The sequence below is a fragment of the Mycolicibacter sinensis genome (assembly GCF_001673565.1).
GTDB lineage: Bacteria > Actinomycetota > Actinomycetes > Mycobacteriales > Mycobacteriaceae > Mycobacterium > Mycobacterium sinense_C.
In genome coordinates, this window is sequence record NZ_LZMF01000123.1 from 47,615 (window position 1) to 64,559 (window position 16,945).

Below are 16,945 nucleotides of genomic sequence, written 5' to 3' on the forward strand. Positions count from 1 at the left end.
AAGAACCCGGCGCCCCGATCAGAACGTGCAAGGCATGGCGCGGATGCCGTGAATGAAGTTGCCGGCCAGATACTCCGGCTCGCCGGCCGCAATCTCGGGCAGCTGCCGCAGCAACTCGCCGAAGATCGCGCGCAGCTGGGCCCGTGCCACATGGGTGCCGAGGCAGTAATGCTGACCGCCGCCGCCGAACCCGACGTGCGGGTTGGGGTCGCGGCTCAGGTCGAATCGATCAGCCTGATCGAACACCGATTCATCGCGGTTGCCCGACGAGTAGAACATCGCCACCTTGTCACCCGCCCGGATGGTCTGGCCGCCAAGCTCGTAATCGGCTGCCGCGGTGCGCCGGAAAGTCATCACCGGGGTGGCGTAGCGAATGAATTCTTCGACGGCCATCCCGATACGACTGTCGAAATCCTCTAGCAGCCAAGCACGTTGGTCGCCGAAGTCGCTGAGCGCCTTGATCGCGTGACTGGTGGCCTGGCGGGTGGTGTCGTTGCCGGCCACCGCCAGCAGCACGAAGAACGCGGCCACATCGTCGTCGGTGAGCCGGTCACCGTCGACCTCGGCGTTCACCAGCGAACTGAACAAGTCGTCGCCGGGCTTCTCCCGCCGTTCGGCGGCGAGGCGGCCGGCGACCTGATGCAAATACATGGTGTTGGTGAACATGACCTCCAGCGGGTTGCGGCCGTCGAGGTAGGTCGGGTCGTTGGTCGACACCAGCGCGTCCGCGGCGTGTGCGACCTGCTCGCGCTCGGATTCGGGAATGCCCATCATGTCCGCGAGCGTGCGAAGCGGCAGTTCCTTGGCGCAGTGCTCCACGAAGTCGCAGCCACTACCGGCGGCCGTGAGTCCTGCGACGATGTCCTTCGCACTGGCCTTGATCGAGTCCTCAATGCGGCGGACCTGTCTCGGGGTGAACGCAGCGGTGGCCAGCTTGCGCAGCCGGGTGTGCTTGGGCGGGTCCATCGCCAGAAACGACATCGTCGTCTCGAGGACTTCCTCGGGGAAGTTCTCGAACATGACGCCCTTGCCGGACAGGAACACGTCGTTGGCGCGGCTCACCGTGACGATGTCGGCATGCCGGGTGACCGCCCAATAACCGGGGTCATCGGGATCGTTGAGCATCGAGTCTTCGACCGGAGGGTGCCAGCTCACCGGGCGTTCGGCGCGCAGCACGGCGAACGATCTTTCCCGCTCGGCGGCGGTGGTCGACCAAAACGCCTGCGAGGACAGGTCGATCGGGTCGTAGCTACGGGCGGAAGCGGACGTCGCGGTCATGGTGGCCCCTTTGCGGTCTGTGACTTCGCCCACAAACCGTAATTTAGACACTACGTCTAGTCAATATGTCGATTGCCGTTTACCCTGGATCGCATGCCCTCCGTCACCCGGAAACCGCAAGCGGCCCGGCAGGCACGTCGGGAGCAGATCGAGCGCCGCCTGCTCGACGCCACCGAGCGGCTGATGAGCGCCGGCGCCAGCTTCACCGAACTGAGCGTGGACCGCCTCGCGACCGAGGCCGGCATCTCGCGCGCCAGCTTCTACATCTACTTCGAGGACAAGGGCCATCTGCTGCGCCGGCTCGCCGGCCAGGTGTTCAGCGATCTCGCATCGGGCGCCGAGCGCTGGTGGAATGTGGCCCATCGCCGTGATCCCGACGATGTGCGCGCCGCGATGGCCGCGATCATCGCCAGCTATCGGCGGCACCAACCGCTGCTGATCGCGCTGAGCGAGATGGCCGGCTACGACCCGCAGGTGGCAACCACCTACCGGGAGTTGCTGGCCGGCATCTCGGACCGGGTGGCCCACATCATCGAGGACGGCCAGGCCGGCGGCTCCATTCGCCGCGCGTTACCGGCCACGGCCACGGCCAGTGCACTGACCTGGATGGTGGAGCGGGCCTGTCAGCAGAACCTGCCGGCCCGGGATGCGGATTACGATCCCGAGCTCGCCACCGCGCTGACTGAAATCGTTTGGGGCGCGCTCTATCTCAAACCCACCGATCAGTAACCCCAGGCCGAGCGATCATAACTGCGCTCGATCCGCAGACGCCTCTTACGCCGGGTGGGACAGAAGACGTAGGTGAGGTTGCCGCGCCGAACCCAGATGTTGTCGGGGCTCTCAAGGTTGACCCGAAAGTAGTTGTTGTGCACGGTCACCAGGCCCAACAGCGCGTTTCGGACAGCCAACGAGTCGACGTGTGCGGCACGCAGATTGGGGAAATCGGCCATGCCGTCGTACTGGCGACACAGGTCCGTCACCGCGAAGGGCGTGTTCTGCGGCACACCGACGCCGCCGTAGTCGGGCAGCTTCATGAACCAGACCAGTTTGGGGTCGGCCCGGTAGATGCCGTGGAAGGGCTGTTCCGGGTTGGCCAGCAGCAGAAATGACACTTTGCCGGTGGGGACCGAGGAGGCCGCCCCGTAGTCGCGCAGCCATTTGCAGGCCACCTGCGACCCCATGCTCACCGCGTAGACCAGCACGTCGTCGGCATCGGGGTTCCCGTTGAAGTGGGCGACCAACATGTCGTCGAGGGCTTTGGCGCCGCGTTCCACCGCTTTGACCGCGGGCACATAGCGCAGGCCGTCAAAGTAGGTGTTGGGGTACTTGACGCTTCGGATGGTCTTGCCCTTGGTGACAGCGCCCCGGCACATGAACCGCAGAAACCCGCTCCAACCCGCCCCGTCGATGGTGAATACCGTGCTCACGCAGGCAGGTCCTACACCGCGACCAAATCGTCGGCATGCACCACCGGGCGGCGGGCATCCGATGACAACTCGGCGGAGGAATGGCCGATCATCCCGGCCAGCTCCACCGCGTCGTAACCCACGACGCCGCGCGCCACCACCGAGCCGTCCGGGCCGCACAAGTCGACCACGTCGCCGCCGTGGAACCGTCCTGATGCGCCGGTGACCCCCGCGGCCAGCAGCGAGCCACGCCGGCTCAGCACCGCCTCGACGGCCCCGGCGTCCAGCGTCAGCCTCCCCGCCGCGTCGGCGGCATGGCGCACCCAGAACTTGCGCGCCGACAACCGCTGCGCCCGCGGCGCAAAGACGGTGCCCACCGAAGCGTCACCCAGGGCCGCGCCGGCTGCACTGGCGGCGGCCAACAGCACCGGAACGCCCGCGTCGGCGGCCAGCAGCGCCGAGGACAGTTTCGACACCATGCCGCCGGTGCCCAGGTGACTGCCCTCGCTGGCCACCACGTCGGCGAGATCCTCCGGTCCGGACACCTCGGGGACCAGCCGGGCCGGGCCCTTGCGCGGATCGGAGTCGTAGAGGCCGTCGATGTCGGAAAGCAGCACCAGCGCATCGGCGCCCACCAGGTGGGCCACCAGCGCCGAGAGCCGGTCGTTGTCGCCGAACCGGATCTCGCTGGTGGCCACCGTGTCGTTCTCGTTGACGATCGCGACCGCGTGCAGGGCCCGCAACCGGTCCAGGGTACGAGCGGCATTGGTGTGCGATACCCGCATCGACACGTCCTGCGCGGTGAGCAGCACCTGCCCGACGGTTCGACCGAACCGGCCGAAGGCGGCACTCCAGGCATTGACCAACGCCACCTGGCCCACGCTGGCGGCAGCCTGTTTGGTGGCCAGATCGGTGGGCCGCTTGGTCAACCCGAGCGGCTCCAGGCCGGCGGCGATGGCCCCGGACGACACGATCACCACATCCGACCCGGACTTCATCCGGGCTTCGATCGCCTCGGCGAGACCGGCCAGCCGGGCCGCGTCGAACATACCGTTCTCGGCGGTCAGTGCGGTGGTGCCGATCTTGACCACGACGCGGCGCGCGTGCCGAATCGCTTCGCGCGCACCGCCGCCCGTCACGGCTCCTCCGAGTGCTCTCGGCGCTGTTTGCGCGCGACCTTGCGTTCGGCGGCCCCGACCCGATCAGTGCGCTCCAGCCTGCTGTCGGTGCCTCGACCGGACAGCGTCATATCGACTCCGGCCGGTGTGGTCGGCTCCCAGTCGAAGGTCATCTCCCCGATCGTCACCGCGCAGCCCGGCGTGGCGCCCAGCCGCAGCAGCTCATCTTCGACGCCCAGGCGCGCCAGTCGGTCACCCAGGTAGCCGACCGCCTCGTCGTTGTCGAAGTTGGTCTGGTGCACCCAGCGCTCAGGCTGGGTCCCGCGCACGATAAACCCGCCGTCACCGTCGGTTTCCACGGTGAACCCAGTCTCTCCTGCGGGTATCGGCCGGATCACCGGCCGGCGCGCCACCGGCTCAGGCTGCGCCGCACGATAGGCCGATACCATGTCGGCCAGCGCGAACGTCAACGGGCGCAAGCCTTCCCGGCTCACCGTCGACACTTCGAACACCGGCCAGCCGCGCTCGGCCGCGATGTCGTCGCGGACGAATTCGGCCATCTCTCGCGCTTCGGGTACGTCGATCTTGTTGAGCACCACCGCGCGCGGCCGGTCCACCAGGTCGCCCAGCGCTGAGTCCCCTTGCATGGTGGGCGTATAGGCGGCCAGCTCGGCTTCGATGGCCTCGATGTCGGAGATCGGGTCGCGGCCCGGTTCCGCAGTCGCACAGTCGATGACGTGCACCAGCACCGCGCAACGCTCGATGTGGCGCAGGAAGTCCAAACCCAGCCCGCGCCCGGCCGACGCACCCGGGATCAGACCCGGTACGTCGGCGGCGGTGAAAGTGTTGTCCCCGGCGGAGACCACCCCCAGGTTCGGCGCCAGCGTGGTGAACGGGTAGTCGGCGATCTTGGGTTTGGCCGCCGAGATCACTGACACCAGTGCGGATTTGCCCGCCGACGGGAATCCGATCAGCCCGATGTCGGCGACCGTCTTGAGTTCCAGGGTGAGATCGCGGGCTTCGCCCTTCTCCCCCAGCAGCGCGAACCCCGGCGCCTTGCGGGCCCGCGACACCAGTGCGGCGTTGCCCAGTCCGCCGCGGCCACCCGCGGCGGCTTCGAAGCGGGCGCCGGAGCCCACCAGGTCGGCCAGCAGCCGCCCGTGTTCGTCGAGCACGACGGTGCCGTCCGGCACCTTGATCTCCAGGTCGGACCCGGCGGCGCCGTCCTTGTTGCTGCCCTGCCCCTGTTTTCCGGACGCGGCGTTGATGTGCGGCCGGAAGTGGAAGTCCAACAGGGTGTGCACTTGCGGGTCGACAACCAGCACGACGCTGCCGCCGCGACCACCGTTGCCCCCGTCCGGACCGCCAAGCGGCTTGAACTTCTCCCGGTGAATCGACGCGCAGCCGTTACCCCCGTCGCCCGCGCGCACATGGATGACGACGCGGTCGACGAACCGGGACATCGGGCTTCCTCTCACCCGTCCCACGCGTCGAGCGTGTAACCACTGCGAGTTTCGTCGCTCTTCTTCGCAGTCAGTGCACGCTCGCGACGCAGGGCCGGTTGGTTAACTCTCCGCGCGGGCGACCGGCACGATGTTGACGGTCTTGCGGCCGCGCTTCTGGCCGAACTCGACCGAACCCGGTGCCGTGGCGAACAGCGTGTCGTCGCCGCCGCGCCCGACGTTGATGCCCGGGTGGAAGTGGGTACCGCGCTGGCGGACCAGGATCTCGCCGGCCTTGACGACCTGGCCGCCGAACCGCTTGACGCCGAGTCGCTGCGCGTTTGAATCGCGCCCGTTCCGTGAGCTGGAAGCGCCCTTCTTGTGTGCCATCTCGTTCGCTCCCCTTACTTGATTCCGGTGACCTTGAGCACGGTCAACTGCTGACGGTGACCCTGCCGCTTGTGGTAGCCGGTCTTGTTCTTGAACTTGTGGATGCGGATCTTGGGGCCCTTGGTGTGCTCGAGCACCTCGCCGGTGACCGCGACCTTCGCCAGCTTGGCGGCGTCGGTGGTGACCGTGGTGCCGTCCACCACCAGCGCGACCGGCAGCGATACCGATGCACCCGGCTCGGACTCGAGCTTTTCCACCTTGAGCACGTCGCCGACGGCAACCTTGTACTGCTTGCCGCCGGTTTTGACGATTGCGTACGTCGCCATCGTTGGTGTCTTCCTCTTCTTTCGGAGCGCGCGCTATCGAGGCTCGCGTACAGCTGGGGTTTGTCGGCCGAGTCCACCGGCCTGGTGACAACTGGTCTAGGGTACTTGACCAGCGACTAAGGGGTCAAACCGGCCCTTCTCAGCTGGGTGGCCCGGCCGGGCGGGCCGCCGCCCGCCGCCGCCGGGGACGTTCGTAGGGCGCCGCGGCGGCCAGAGTGTCCTGGTCGGACTCGTCGGCCTCATCCGAATCGTCCGACTCGTCGATGACATCCAGGTCGTCGTCGTAGTCGTCGTCATCGTCATCCAGATCGACCTCGACGTCATCCTCATCGGAGTCGTCGTCGGAGTCCTCGGTGTCCTCGTCGGCGTCCTCGTCGGAGTCCTCGGTGTCCTCATCGGCGACGTCGTCAGCCGCCTCCTCGACGGCCTCCACCGGCAGCTGCTCCTCGGTCTCGACGTCGGGCTGCTCGTCGGTGTCGGTCGCGTCCTGCGGCTCTTCCGCCTCGTCGTCGTGGCGGTCGCTGGCCGCGGCCATCGCCTTGAACATCGGATGGTCACCGGGGGTGTGCACCGGAACCTTGGCCACCACCGGTTCGTCGACCTTGGGCTTCTTCGACCGCTTGCTGCGACGGCTGGTCGGCTCGGACTTGCGCCCCGGCGCGGCCGAGTCGACCGGGTCGGCGTGCACCAAGATGCCGCGCCCGGCGCAGTGCTGACACGACGTCGAGAACGCCTCGATCAGCCCGGTGCCCAGCCGCTTGCGGGTCAGCTGGATCAACCCGAGCGATGTCACCTCCGAGACCTGGTGGCGGGTGCGGTCCCGTCCCAGCGCCTCGGTCAGCCGGCGCAACACCAGGTCCCGGTTGGACTCCAGCACCATGTCGATGAAGTCGATGACGATGATGCCGCCGATGTCGCGAAGGCGCAGTTGCCGCACGATCTCCTCGGCGGCCTCCAGGTTGTTCTTGGTCACCGTCTCCTCGAGGTTGCCCCCGGACCCGGTGAACTTGCCGGTGTTGACGTCGACGACGGTCATCGCCTCGGTCCGGTCGATGACCAGCGTCCCACCCGAGGGCAGCCAGACCTTGCGGTCCATCGCCTTGGCCAGTTGCTCGTCGATGCGGTGCACGGCGAAAACGTCCGGCCCGGCCTGCCCCTCCGGTCCCTCCGGTGCCTGGTAGCGGGTCAGCTTCGCCATCAGCTCCGGCGCCACCGACCCCACGTACTCGTTGATCGTCGCCCAGGCGTCGTCACCGGAGACCACCAGCTCGGAGAAGTCCTCGTTGAACAGGTCGCGGATCACCTTGACCAGGACATCGGGCTCTTCGTAGAGCGCCACCGCCGCACCGGCGGCTTTGGCCTTGGTCTCGGCCGCGGTCGCCTCGATCTGGTTCCAGCGTTCCTGCAGGCGTTCCACGTCGGCGCGGATGTCCTCTTCTTTGACACCCTCCGACGCGGTGCGGATGATCACGCCTGCATCGGCGGGCACCACCTCGCGCAGGATCTCCTTGAGCCGCTGGCGCTCGGTGTCGGGCAGCTTGCGGCTGATCCCGGTCGACGACGCTCCCGGCACGTACACCAGGTAGCGGCCGGCCAGCGACACCTGTGTGGTCAGCCGGGCCCCCTTGTGCCCGATCGGATCCTTGCTGACCTGGACGACGACGTAGTCACCCGGCTTGAGGGCCTGCTCGATCTTGCGGTTGGCGCCGCCCAGGCCGGCCGCCTCCCAGTTCACCTCACCGGCGTAGAGCACGCCGTTGCGGCCGCGACCGATGTCGACGAACGCGGCCTCCATCGAGGGCAGCACGTTCTGCACGATGCCCAGGTAGACGTTGCCGACCAACGACGTGGAGGCAGCCGACGTCACGAAGTGTTCGACCATCACGCCGTCTTCGAGCACGGCGATCTGGGTGTAGCGGGCGCCGATGTGCGGCGGTTCGGTGCGGACGCGGTCCCGGACCACCATCCGGCGTTCGACGGCCTCGCGGCGGGCCAGGAACTCGGCCTCGCTCAGGATCGGCGGACGGCGGCGCCCGGCGTCGCGGCCGTCGCGGCGACGCTGACGTTTGGCCTCCAGTCGCGTCGAGCCGGTGATGCCCTGGATCCCGTCGTCCGAGGAGCTCTTCTCGTTCTTGGCGTTCCTGGCGGTCTTGGCGCGCGGCGTCCGTTCGTGCACGACGGTGTTGGGCGGGTCATCGGCGGACCCGGTGTCGTCGTCATCACCGTTACCGGTCTTGCGGCGACGGCGGCGGCGCCGGCGCCGGCTGCCCGTCTCGTCGGCGGAATCGGTCTCGTCGTCGCCGCTCTCGTCGGTATCGGTGGTCTCGTCGGATTCCGCGGCCGAATCGTCGTCCTCGGTGTCATCGTCGGAGTCGGCGGTGTCGGCCGTGTCGTCTGGGGCGCCCCCCTCGGAGCCGCGGCCCCGACCGCGTCCGCGCCGGCCGCGACGGCGGCGACGGCTGGCGGGACGGTCCCCGTTCTCGTCGTCGGCGTCGGCGTCGGCGTCGGGGCCGAGGTCGTCGTCATCGTCGGACCCGTCGTCGCTGTCGTCGGACGCCGGGGGCTCGAAGGTGACCGGCTGCGGCGCCACGAACAGCGGCATGTAGTCGACGACCCGGGCGCTGGCGGCCTCCGGGGCGGTCTCCAGCAGCAGCCGGGACTCGGGCTCCTCGGCAACCTCACCGGTCTCCTCGGCCACCTCGGCGGTCGGCTTCTCGATCGAATCCAGCAGGTCACGCACGCGGACCGCCTCGACGCGGTCCACGCTGGAGTGGGCGCTGCGCGCCCGGCCATCCAGCTCGATGAGGGCATCCAGCACCCGCTTGCTGGTGGTTCCCAGTACCCGGGCCAGGGAGTGGACCCTCAGCCGGTCGGGCAACTCCTCCTGCTCGGCCGGCACCGCCGGTGCGTCTGAAAAAGGGCCCTTAAAAAGAGAGGGGTCTGCCACGTACGTCTCCTCAAGCCCCCGGGCGCGTAACTACGACGCGGCCACGCGAGGGCTTCTCGTTATTCGCCCGGCTCACTTCCCCCGGGCTTGTGGTGGTCTCGCTCCGAGGGGCTCGGGTGGAACCGACTCGGTGCCTGGCTGAATGAGGACCCGCGATCGGCGCCGCATCACATATCGCGACCGTCGCACTCGCTAAGTCTTCATTCGGGTGTCCGACACCGGTCCGGTGACGTTCACCCGTTCGTCAGTATCCCACACAACCGGAGCAACCCGGGCCAAAGGCATTAACTGCGACGTCAGGCCAGTGTCATGGGTGAGGTCGGCGCCGACGGCTTCAGGTCGGGGAACCACAGCGCGATCTCGCGTTCGGCCGACTCCGGCGAGTCGGAGCCGTGCACCAGGTTGTACTGGGTCTCCAGTCCGAAGTCACCCCGGATGGTGCCGGGGGTGGCCTTGGCCACCGGGTCGGTACCGCCGGCGAGCTGCCGGAACGCCTCGATGGCCCGCGGTCCCTCCACCACGGCGGCGACCACCGGGCCGGAGGTGATGAAGTCCAGCAAGGAGGCGAAGAACGCCTTGCCCTCGTGTTCGCCGTAGTGCTGCCGGGCGACCGCCTGCTGCACCGGCCGCAGTTCCAGCGCCGCCAGCGTCAGGCCCTTCTTCTCGATCCGGCTGATGATCTCGCCCACCAGCCGACGGTTCACGCCGTCCGGCTTGATCAGCACCAAAGTCCGCTCAGTCACCGCGTCAGCGTACCGAATAGCCGCCCCGCTACGACCGGCGCAACACCTCGGCCCGGAAGTAGGCGATCAGCGCCCACACGCCGGTGAACACCAGGCCCATCACTCCGACGCCCGGATAGACCGCGAACCCGGCGACCAACACCAGTTGCACCGCCAGGTTGGCCCAGATCGCCCAGGACCGGCCCTGGATTCCGGTGAACAGCACCAACACCAGCGCCAGACCGAGCAGGTAGGCCAGCGACGCCGGCGTCAGCCCGCCTCCGACCACGTGGACCACCGGCAGCGCCAACAGCACCACGATCGCCTCGAGGATCAGAGTCGCCGCCATCACGCCGCGGAAACCGCGCCACGGATCGGGCGCCGCGGTGTGGTCGGTCATGCCGGTTCCTTTCCGAACAAGGTGCGGGCGGCCCCGGCGGTGACCACCGAGCCGGTGATCACGATGCCGGTTCCGGCGAACGGTTGCTGTCCAGAGCCCTCGGAGTCGAACTCGTCGACGAGCGCGGTCGCGGTGTCGATGGCGTCCCCGAGCGTCTCGGTGGTCACCACCCGGTCTTCTCCGAACCACCGCACCGCTGCCGCGGTCAGCGTCTCGACGTCCACGGCCCGCGGAGAGCCGTTGTGGGTCACCACGATTCGGTCGAAGACCGGTTCCAGGGCGGCGAGGATTCCGCTGACGTCCTTGTCGGCGAGCACGCTGACCACCCCGACCAGGAACCGGAAATCGAACTCGTCGGTCAGCGCCTGGGCCAGGGCGGCCGCGCCGGCCGGGTTGTGCGCGGCGTCGACGAAGACGGTCGGCGAACTGCGCATCCGCTCCAGCCGCCCGGGGCTCGTCGCCGCGGCGAAGCCGGCCCGGACCGTGTCTACGTCGAGCTGACGCTCGGCACCGGCACCGAAGAACGCCTCGACTGCCGCCAACGCCACCACCGCATTGTGGGCCTGGTGCTCACCGTGCAGCGGCAGAAAGATATCGGCGTACACCCCGCCCAGGCCCTGCAGCTCCAACAGCTGGCCACCGACCGCCAGCCGGCGGCTGCGCACCGCGAACTCGGAGTTCTCCCGCGCCACCGCGGCATCCGCGCGCACCGACTGGGCCAGCAGCACCTCCATCGCCTCGGGCGCCTGACGGGCGATCACCGCCACGGTGTCGACGAGCTCATCGGAGGAACGGTGGATGATGCCGGCCTTCTCCGCGGCGATCCCGGCGATGTCGTCGCCCAGGTAGTCGACGTGGTCGATGCCGATCGGGGTGATCACCGCAACCGGGGCGTCGACGACATTGGTCGCGTCCCAGCGGCCGCCCATGCCGACCTCCACGACCGCGACGTCGATCGGGGCGTCGGCGAACGCCGCGAACGCCATCGCGGTGAGCACTTCGAATTTGCTCATCGCCGGTCCGTCTTCGGCCTGTGACGAGGCGTCGACCATCTGCACGAACGGCTCGATCTCGGCGTAGGTCTCCACGTATTTGGCCGGGGTGATCGGGACTCCGTCGATGGCGATGCGCTCGACCGCCGATTGCAGATGCGGGCTGGTGGTGCGACCGGTACGACGGCTGAACGCCGTCAGGAGCGCATCGATCATCCGGACCACCGAGGTCTTGCCGTTGGTACCCGCCACGTGAATCGAGGGATAGCCGCGCTGCGGGGAGCCGAGCAGCTCCAGCAAGGCGTTGATCCGGGTCAGGCTCGGCTCGATCTTGGTCTCGCCCCACCGCTGGTCGAGTAGGTGCTCGACCTGCAGCAGGGCCGCGATCTCATCCGGGGTCGGTTCGGTGGTGCCGACCGGGTGATCGCTCATGTCAGTCCTGCGAGACGCACGGTGATCCGGTCCACTTCATCGCGGGCCGACTGCTGACGGGCCCGGATCTTGTCGACCACCGCTTCGGGCGCCTTGGCCAGGAAGGCCTCGTTGTCGAGCTTCGCCGCGGTGGCCACCAGCTCCTTCTCCGCGGCCGCCAGGTCCTTTTCCAGGCGGCGCCGTTCGGCGGCGACATCGACGGTCCCGGAGGTGTCCAGTTCGACCACGACGGTGCTTCCACCGCCCGTGGGGCCCAGTCGCACCTCGACGGTGGCCGACGGCGCGAAGTCCTCCCCCGGCTCGGTCAGCCAGGCCTGCGAGGTCACCGCGGCCACCTGGGTGGCCAGATCGGCGTCGTCGACACCGGTCAACCGGGCCGGTACCTTCTGCCGGTCGCGCAGGCCCTGATCGCTGCGGAACCGGCGCACCTCGGTCACCAGCTTCTGCATGTCGGCGATTCGTTGCGCGGCAACCTGGTCCAGACCGATTCCGGACGACTCCGGCCAGTCGGCGATCACCAGGGACTCTGCTCCGGTGAGTTCCTGCCACAGGGTTTCGGTGACGAACGGGATCACCGGATGCAGCAGTCGCAGCAGCGTATCGAGCACCGCGGCCAGCACCGCGGTGGTGTGCGAGAGCCCCTCGCCCAGCTGCGTTTTGGCCAACTCCACATACCAGTCGCAGAATTCATCCCAGGCGAAGTGGTACAGCGCCTCGCAGGCCCGGCCGAACTCGTAGCCGTCGAAGGCCGAATCCACTTCGGCGCGAACCTCTTCCAGCCGCCCCAGGATCCAGCGGTCGGCATCGGTCAGCTCCTCGAGCGACGGCAGTGGCGCGGGCCGGGCGCCGTTGAGCAGCGCGAACCGGGTGGCGTTGAACAGCTTGGTGACGAAGTTGCGCGACGCCCGGGCATGGTCCTCGCCGATCGACAGGTCACCGCCGGGGCTGGCGCCGCGGGCCAGGGTGAACCGCAGGGCGTCGGCGCCGAAGGTCTCGACCCAGTCCAGCGGGTCGATGCCGTTGCCGCGGGACTTGCTCATCTTGCGGCCGTGCTCATCGCGAATCAGGCCGTGCAGGAACACGTTGTGGAAGGGAACTTTGCCACCGTGCAGGGCGTCGTCATCGCCGACGAAGGTGCCGAACATCATCATCCGGGCCACCCAGAAGAACAGGATGTCGTAGCCGGTCACCAACACGGTGGTGGGATAGAACTTCGCCAACTCCGGCGTGGCCTCGGGCCAGCCCATCGTGGAGAACGGCCACAGTGCCGAGGAGAACCAGGTGTCGAGCACGTCGGGGTCCTGCTCCCAGCCTTCCGGCGGGGTGTCATCCGGTCCGACGCAGACCTTCTCGCCATTCGGCCCGTGCCAGATCGGGATGCGGTGACCCCACCACAGCTGGCGGGAGATGCACCAGTCGTGCATGTCGTCGACCCAGCTGAACCAGCGCGGTTCCAGGCTTTTGGGGTGAATGACGGTGTCGCCGTTACGGACCGCGTCACCGGCCGCCTTGGCCAGCGAGGACACATCGACCCACCACTGCATCGACAACCGCGGCTCGATGACCTCGCCGCTGCGTTCGGAATGTCCGACGCTGTGCAGATACGGCCGTTTCTCGGCGACGATGCGTCCCTGGGCGGCCAGTGCTTCGCGCACCGCGACCCGCGCCTCGAAGCGGTCCATGCCGTCGAACTGCGTTCCGGTGCCGGTGATCCGGCCCTTGGTGTCCAAGATCGTCGGCATCGCAAGCTGGTGGCGCAGGCCGATCTCGAAGTCGTTCGGGTCGTGGGCGGGAGTGACCTTGACGGCGCCGGTGCCGAATTCGGGGTCGACGTGGGCGTCGGCGACCACGGCGATCTGCCGCTCCAGGAACGGGTGCGCCAGGCTGGTCCCGACCAGGTCTCGGTACCGGTCGTCGTCGGGGTGCACCGCGATCGCGGTGTCGCCGAGCATGGTCTCGAGCCGGGTGGTGGCGACCACCAGGTGCGGCTGTGCGTCGTCTAATGAGCCGTATCGGAACGACACCAGCTCGCCTTCGATGTCCTCGTATTTGACCTCGAGGTCGCTGATCGCGGTCTCCAGCACCGGCGACCAGTTGACCAGCCGCTCGGCCTGGTAGATCAGCCCGGCGTCGTAGAGCCGCTTGAAGATGGTGCGAACGGCGCGTGACAGGTGCTCGTCCATGGTGAACCGCTCACGGCTCCAGTCCACGCCGTCGCCGATCCGGCGCATCTGGGTGCCGATGGTGCCGCCGGAGTCGCGTTTCCACTCCCACACCTTCTCGATGAAGGCCGCGCGGCCGAGGTCCTCTTTGGTCTTGCCCTCGGCCGCCAGACGCCGCTCCACGACGCTCTGGGTCGCGATACCGGCGTGGTCCATGCCCGGCAGCCACAGCACCTCATAACCCTGCATCCGCTTGCGGCGGGTCAGCGCGTCCATCAGGGTGTGGTCGAGTGCATGGCCCATGTGCAGGCTGCCGGTGACATTCGGCGGGGGCAGCACGATCGAGTAGCCGGGCTTGGTGCTGGCCGGATCCGCGGTGAAGTAGCCGGCATCCACCCAGCGCTGGTAGATCGCGTCCTCGACCGCACCCGGCTCCCAGGATTTGGGCAGGTGATCGGTGTTGGCGGCATCGGGGGTCACGGTCACCGCTCAATTCTAGGAACGACGGCCCAGCACAGGCCAAAGCCCCCGGACCGGCATCGTTCCGGGGGCTGGTGAAGACTGGCTACTTCTTGCCGCCGAGCAGTCCGCCGAGGATGTCGCCGATGGCGCCGCCGGTCTTGCCGCCGAGCATGTTGCCCAGGATGCTGCCCATCGACTGGTTCTTGGCGCCGCCGCCCCCGGCCATGCCACCCAGGATGCTGCCCAGGACGTCACCGAGGCCGCCGCCGGAAGCCTGCTGCTGGGCCGGCTCCTCCTTCTGGCCGCTCAGTTGCTTGCCGATGTAGGCGAGCACGATCGGCGCGATGATCGGAAGCAGCTTTTGCAACAGGTCGTTGTTACCCGCGCCGGCGCCCGACAGCGCCGAGGCGACCTGGCTGGTGTCGTTGCCGCCGAAGATGCTCGAGATCACCTGCTGGCCGTCGGCCTGGTTGCTGCCGAGCGCGTTGCCCAAAAAGCCCTGGGCCGCGAAGCTGTTGGCCGTGCTGGCGATGTTGTCGGCCTGGCCCGGGTCTTGGGCGTTGTGGTTCAGTCCGCTGACCAGCACCGGCACCAGGGTGCGGATGGCGCTGTCCACCTCACCCGAGTCGGCACCGAGCTGGTTGGCAATGTCCTGGATGGGAATCTGCGCGAAGAGATCGTCAAGGCCGGCCATGGGAGTATTCGTCCACCTTCGTTGCTGGGTGCTGACGTAAGAGCGGTCGAGCAAAAACACTAGCGGAAACAGCAGCTCGGCACCGGTCGATTCAACACCGGTCAGCGCAGCCGCGACACTTCTAACGTCACGCCCGCCGCGGGCAGCCGGGCCAGCAGGGCGTCGCCCATCGCGGCCGCCGGGGTGAGCACCCCATAGTGATCGGACAGGGCGTCGCGATCGAGGGCCAGCGCCAGCGCGCTCTCGGCCAGCAGCACCGAGGTGGCCTGGTAGCCGGGGTCGCCCTGCTGCGCCATGACCGCCAGGTAGCGAGCTCCGCTGGTCGTTTTCGTGTAGGTCTCGAGGCGGTAGTAGCCATTTTCGCGAGTGCTTTGGCTTGGCCCGGTGCCCGGCTTGGGCAACACCCGCTCGACCAATGCGGGCGGCAGCAGCCGGAAGAGGTGGCCACCGAGTCCAAAGGTCGCTTTGCCCAGCGCGGTCGCGATTGCCGAGAGCACAGGTGCCGCGGCCGACGAACCGACACTCATGTGTTCGGCGTAGCGGAACCGGCGCCCATAGGCCCAGTCCAGCAACCCGTTGCTACGCCGCACGATGCGGGTGTTGTAGGGCGCCATGGCGAAGCCGGCGGTCCAGATTCCCTCCAACTCCGGCGCGATGTCACGGCCCCGGCGCCAGGCCAGGTCGGGTTCGCGGCCCAGCCGGGGTTCCGCCGGCCGGTCGACGCTGAGCGTATGGGGATCGAACAGCTGACGCCGGGCCTCCGGGTCGCCGGCGACGGTGCTCAGGACCTCGACCATCGAGGCGAGGGTGCCGCCGGACACACCGCCGGAGAAGCCCCGCACGATCAGGTCGGTGTCGAGTAGATCTCCGGTGCCCTCGGCGCGGGCCGTCCGGTAGAGCGCATAGACGCTTAGATCCGAGGGAATGGAGTCGAAGCCGCAGGCGTGCACGATGCGCGCTCGGTTGTCTGCGGCCTGCTTGTGGTAGAGGTCGATGCTCTCCCGCACGAACGTCGCCTCGCCGGTGAGGTCGACGTAGTCGGTGCCCGCGGCAGCGCAGGCGGCGACCATGGGCATGCCGTAACGGGTGTAGGGGCCGACGGTGGTGATCACCACTCGGGTGCGGGCCGCCATCGCCTCCAGCGTCGCGGGGTCGTCGGCGTCGGCGACCACGATCGGCCAGTCCTGCGCGGCGGCACCGAGCTCATCGCGCACCGCCTGCAGTCGCTCCGCCGAGCGTCCGGCCAGCCCGATACGCGCGGCGCCGCCGGCGCGCGACAGGTACTGGGCGGTCAGCTTGCCGGCGAAGCCGGTGGCCCCGTAGACGATGACATCGAGCTCACGTGGCGTTTCGGACATGGTCCCGACGCTACCGGGCGCATTGCGCCGCCGACGACGACGGCGCCGGGCTCATCGCCCGGCGCCGTGTCATATGGAGGTCAGCCGCGACGGCCGCAGACCGGCCACGCGCCGATCCCCTGGCTGCGCAGCACGTTCTCGGCCACCCGGATCTGCTCGTCCCGGCTGGCGTTGTGCGGCATACCGCTGCCGCCGTTGGCACGCCAGGTGCCCGCATTGAACTGCAGGCCGCCGTAGTAGCCGTTACCGGTGTTGATCGACCAGTTACCGCCGGACTCGCAGGCCGCGATGGCATCCCAGTTGACGCCGTCCGCCTTGGCGGTGGCCTCGGACAGGGCGACCGCGCCGGTGATCAGCGCGCCGGCGATCGCGGCCAGGGTGAGGGGCTTCCGGACGTTCTTCAACATCGTTCCTTTCGCTGTGCGCGCGCCGACGAGCGCCCACGGAGTGGGCTGGCGAGCCTGGTGGTCCAGGCGGAGTGGTCTTCGAGACGTGCCGTCTTGGTCAGGCACGACAGCGGGGGCAGGGTCTGCCCGCCGGGGATGACACCCGGCACCGCGGAAGCATTCATGGGGCCGCCCGCGGCCCCGCTCACACGCGGTTCCGTGGATTCAATTTGTTTGCCCTGCATTCGGGCGAAGGGAAATTTACGAAACGCTCATACGGCCCGTCCAATCGCATGTCGCGAGCATTTCGGGCAGATAACGAAACCATCACAGCGACGGTTCGAATGGTTACAGCAGGTCAGCAATAACTTTGCGCTTCCCGACGGGCCGGCGGCCCACCCGATTTTCGTGAGTCAAATCACGGCTATTT

Annotated in this window: 15 protein-coding genes; 1 reads left to right on the forward strand and 14 read right to left on the reverse strand. The window is 68.3% G+C overall.

Features of this window, described 5'->3' with window-relative positions; all coding sequences use genetic code 11:
- Window positions 1-18: 18 nt before the first annotated feature.
- Window positions 19-1,278, reverse strand: coding sequence for a cytochrome P450 (locus A5648_RS17035; RefSeq protein WP_065025718.1), 1,260 nt, complete (start codon window positions 1,276-1,278; stop codon window positions 19-21).
- A 93-nt stretch (window positions 1,279-1,371) separates the two neighbouring features.
- On the opposite strand from A5648_RS17035, the gene A5648_RS17040 reads away from it, so the two are divergent.
- Complete coding sequence (locus A5648_RS17040; protein ID WP_065025678.1) at window positions 1,372-2,007, forward strand: TetR/AcrR family transcriptional regulator; 636 nt, start codon at window positions 1,372-1,374, stop codon at window positions 2,005-2,007.
- On the opposite strand, the gene A5648_RS17045 is transcribed toward A5648_RS17040, so the two are convergent.
- The 13 genes from A5648_RS17045 to A5648_RS17105 all read right to left on the reverse strand — a co-directional run bounded on the left by A5648_RS17045 (window position 2,001) and on the right by A5648_RS17105 (window position 16,533).
- The gene (locus A5648_RS17045; protein ID WP_065025679.1) at window positions 2,001-2,705 is read right to left on the reverse strand and encodes a PE-PPE domain-containing protein; all 705 of its coding nucleotides are present in this window, start codon (window positions 2,703-2,705) and stop codon (window positions 2,001-2,003) included. The genes A5648_RS17040 and A5648_RS17045 overlap by 7 nt on opposite strands.
- Window positions 2,706-2,716: 11 nt before the next feature.
- Complete coding sequence (gene proB / locus A5648_RS17050; RefSeq protein WP_065025680.1) at window positions 2,717-3,823, reverse strand: glutamate 5-kinase; 1,107 nt, start codon at window positions 3,821-3,823, stop codon at window positions 2,717-2,719.
- Window positions 3,820-5,265 (reverse strand): GTPase ObgE, encoded by a 1,446-nt coding sequence (obgE, locus tag A5648_RS17055; protein ID WP_065025681.1) that lies wholly within the window; start codon window positions 5,263-5,265, stop codon window positions 3,820-3,822. The genes proB and obgE overlap by 4 nt, the downstream gene beginning before the upstream one ends.
- A 102-nt stretch (window positions 5,266-5,367) precedes the next feature.
- The gene (rpmA, locus tag A5648_RS17060; protein ID WP_065025682.1) at window positions 5,368-5,634 is read right to left on the reverse strand and encodes a 50S ribosomal protein L27; all 267 of its coding nucleotides are present in this window, start codon (window positions 5,632-5,634) and stop codon (window positions 5,368-5,370) included.
- Between the two features lie 14 nt (window positions 5,635-5,648).
- The gene (rplU, locus tag A5648_RS17065) at window positions 5,649-5,960 is read right to left on the reverse strand and encodes a 50S ribosomal protein L21 (protein ID WP_064856633.1); all 312 of its coding nucleotides are present in this window, start codon (window positions 5,958-5,960) and stop codon (window positions 5,649-5,651) included.
- 139 nt (window positions 5,961-6,099) lie between these two features.
- Window positions 6,100-8,907, reverse strand: a complete 2,808-nt coding sequence (locus A5648_RS17070; RefSeq protein ID WP_428844350.1) for an Rne/Rng family ribonuclease — start codon at window positions 8,905-8,907, stop codon at window positions 6,100-6,102.
- A gap of 296 nt (window positions 8,908-9,203) precedes the next feature.
- Window positions 9,204-9,650 (reverse strand): nucleoside-diphosphate kinase, encoded by a 447-nt coding sequence (gene ndk, locus A5648_RS17075; protein WP_065025684.1) that lies wholly within the window; start codon window positions 9,648-9,650, stop codon window positions 9,204-9,206.
- Window positions 9,651-9,678: 28 nt separating this feature from the next.
- The gene (locus A5648_RS17080; protein WP_064856630.1) at window positions 9,679-10,029 is read right to left on the reverse strand and encodes a DUF4233 domain-containing protein; all 351 of its coding nucleotides are present in this window, start codon (window positions 10,027-10,029) and stop codon (window positions 9,679-9,681) included.
- On the reverse strand, window positions 10,026-11,453 hold the full coding sequence (folC, locus tag A5648_RS17085) for a bifunctional tetrahydrofolate synthase/dihydrofolate synthase (RefSeq protein WP_065025685.1): 1,428 nt from the start codon (window positions 11,451-11,453) through the stop codon (window positions 10,026-10,028). Before folC ends, A5648_RS17080 begins: the two co-directional genes overlap by 4 nt.
- Window positions 11,450-14,101, reverse strand: coding sequence for a valine--tRNA ligase (locus A5648_RS17090; RefSeq protein WP_065025686.1), 2,652 nt, complete (start codon window positions 14,099-14,101; stop codon window positions 11,450-11,452). The genes folC and A5648_RS17090 overlap by 4 nt, the downstream gene beginning before the upstream one ends.
- Before the next feature lie 79 nt (window positions 14,102-14,180).
- A complete protein-coding gene (locus tag A5648_RS17095) occupies window positions 14,181-14,771 on the reverse strand; it encodes a DUF937 domain-containing protein (protein ID WP_065025687.1) in 591 nt (196 codons plus the stop codon).
- A gap of 101 nt (window positions 14,772-14,872) precedes the next feature.
- Window positions 14,873-16,129 carry a saccharopine dehydrogenase family protein gene (locus A5648_RS17100; protein WP_065025688.1) on the reverse strand — a complete coding sequence of 419 codons (1,257 nt, stop codon included), beginning with the start codon at window positions 16,127-16,129 and terminating at the stop codon, window positions 14,873-14,875.
- An 80-nt stretch (window positions 16,130-16,209) separates the two neighbouring features.
- On the reverse strand, window positions 16,210-16,533 hold the full coding sequence (locus A5648_RS17105; RefSeq protein ID WP_207511744.1) for a transglycosylase family protein: 324 nt from the start codon (window positions 16,531-16,533) through the stop codon (window positions 16,210-16,212).
- Window positions 16,534-16,945: the final 412 nt, after the last annotated feature.